Source organism: Streptomyces sp. GC420 (assembly GCF_009916105.1).
Lineage (GTDB): Bacteria > Actinomycetota > Actinomycetes > Streptomycetales > Streptomycetaceae > Streptomyces.
The window spans coordinates 1-1,705 of the sequence record NZ_JAAAXQ010000717.1 but is presented as its reverse complement, the minus strand read 5'-3'; the positions used below and the strand labels follow the sequence as shown (position 1 = coordinate 1,705).

Sequence of the window (1,705 nt, the reverse complement as noted above, 5' to 3'; positions counted from 1 at the left end):
GCCTACCGAGACCCCGAAGCCCCGCCCCGGCGTTCTGCCCGACGTCGGCGCACTCCTGCCGCCTGCCCGGGCGGAGCCGGCGCCGTGGCGCAGAAGGGCGGGTCGAGCCCGCGCCCGCCGCCGTCCCTCCTGCTGTTTGACCGGGGGAGCGCGCCGGGATTACATTTCAAGCATGGTTGATTCAATTGGGATTGAAGTGGATCACGCTTCGTCCGCCGGGCCGGAGGCCGCCGACGCGGACGCCTCGGTGGCGCTGCTGCAGGTCGTGGCCGACCCGGTCCGCTGGGCGGTGCTGCAGCGGCTCGCCGAGCAGCCGTCGTGCGTGTGCAACCTGCAGGAACACGTGCCGATCCCGGCCAACCTGCTCAGCTACCACCTGAAGGTGCTCCGCGAGGCGAACCTGGTCACCAGCAGCCGGCGCGGCCGGTGGATCGACTACGCGCTGGCCGACGATGCCCTCGACCGCCTGCAGGCCGCCCTGCCCCGGGCACCGCACCCGAAGAAGGCGTGATCATGAGCATCGCCGAGCGGCTGCCGACCACACGCGGGGGACGCGGGCTGGCCCTGTCCGCCGCTGCCGCGGCCTGGGCCGCCGCGTACTGGACCAACGGCCGGCTGTGGGACCTGCTGCTCTACGACGCGGCCGGGATGGACCCGAAGGCCCGCCTGACCGAGACCGTCCACTTCTTCCTCTACGACACCGTCAAGATCGCCCTGCTGCTCACCGGGATCATCTTCGTCGTGACGGTGCTGCGCTCCTTCGCCAGCGTGGAGCGCACGCGGGCACTGCTCGGCGGCAGGCGCGAGGGCGTCGGCAACGTCATGGCCGCGGGGCTGGGGGTCGTCACCCCGTTCTGCTCCTGCAGCGCGGTGCCCGCCTTCATCGGCTTCGTCGCCGCCGGCGTGCCCATCGGGGTGACGCTGAGCTTCCTGATCGCCAGCCCGCTGGTCAACGAGATCGCCATCGGCCTGATCTTCAGCCTGTTCGGCTGGCAGACCACCGCCCTCTACATAGGCGCGGGCCTGACCGTGGCCATCGTCGCAGGCTGGACCCTGGGCAGGCTCGGGGTGCAGAGGTGGGTCGAACCGTTCGTGTTCGAGACCAAGCTCGGAGGGCAGAGCATCGACTCCACCGCCGGCCTCACCTTCGCCGAGCGCATCCAGATGGGCGCCGAGGAAGTCGCCGGCATCCTCCGCAAGATCTGGCCGTACCTGCTCGTCGGTATCGGCCTCGGCGCCGTCATCCACGGCTGGGCGCCGGAGGACTTCTTCACCACCTACGCCGGATCCGACAACGTCTTCGGCGTCCTGGTCGCCGTCGCCATCGGCATACCGCTGTACTCCAACGCCGCCGGCATCATGCCGCTGGTCCAGGCCCTGCACGACAAGGGCCTGCCGATGGGAACCCTGCTCGCCTTCATGATGAGCGTGGTCGCTCTCTCCCTGCCCGAGCTGATCCTGCTCCGCCGGGTCCTCAGGCCCCCGCTGCTCGCCGCGTTCGTCGCGGTCGTCGGTGCCGGGATCGTCGGCGTCGGCTACCTGTTCAACCTCCTCCTCGCCTGAACCTCCCACAGAACGAAAGGATCCTGACGTGATCATCAAGGTGCTCGGCCCCGGCTGTGCCAACTGCGTCACCCTCGAACGTGTCACCCGCGAGGCCGTGGAGGCCCTCGGCCTGGACGCGCGGATCGAGAAGGTCACCGAT

Annotated in this window: 3 protein-coding genes; all 3 read left to right on the top strand. The window is 70.0% G+C overall.

Annotation, left to right across the window (positions count from 1 at the left end; translation table 11 throughout):
- The first annotated feature begins 172 nt into the window (after window positions 1-172).
- Complete coding sequence (locus GUY61_RS38070; RefSeq protein ID WP_166634856.1) at window positions 173-511, top strand: helix-turn-helix transcriptional regulator; 339 nt, start codon at window positions 173-175, stop codon at window positions 509-511.
- A 2-nt stretch (window positions 512-513) separates the two neighbouring features.
- The gene (locus tag GUY61_RS38065; protein ID WP_166634855.1) at window positions 514-1,563 is read left to right on the top strand and encodes a permease; all 1,050 of its coding nucleotides are present in this window, start codon (window positions 514-516) and stop codon (window positions 1,561-1,563) included.
- On the top strand, window positions 1,514-1,705 hold a 192-nt coding region (locus GUY61_RS42055), incomplete at its 3' end, for a thioredoxin family protein (RefSeq protein ID WP_398958412.1). The genes GUY61_RS38065 and GUY61_RS42055, both read left to right, overlap by 50 nt.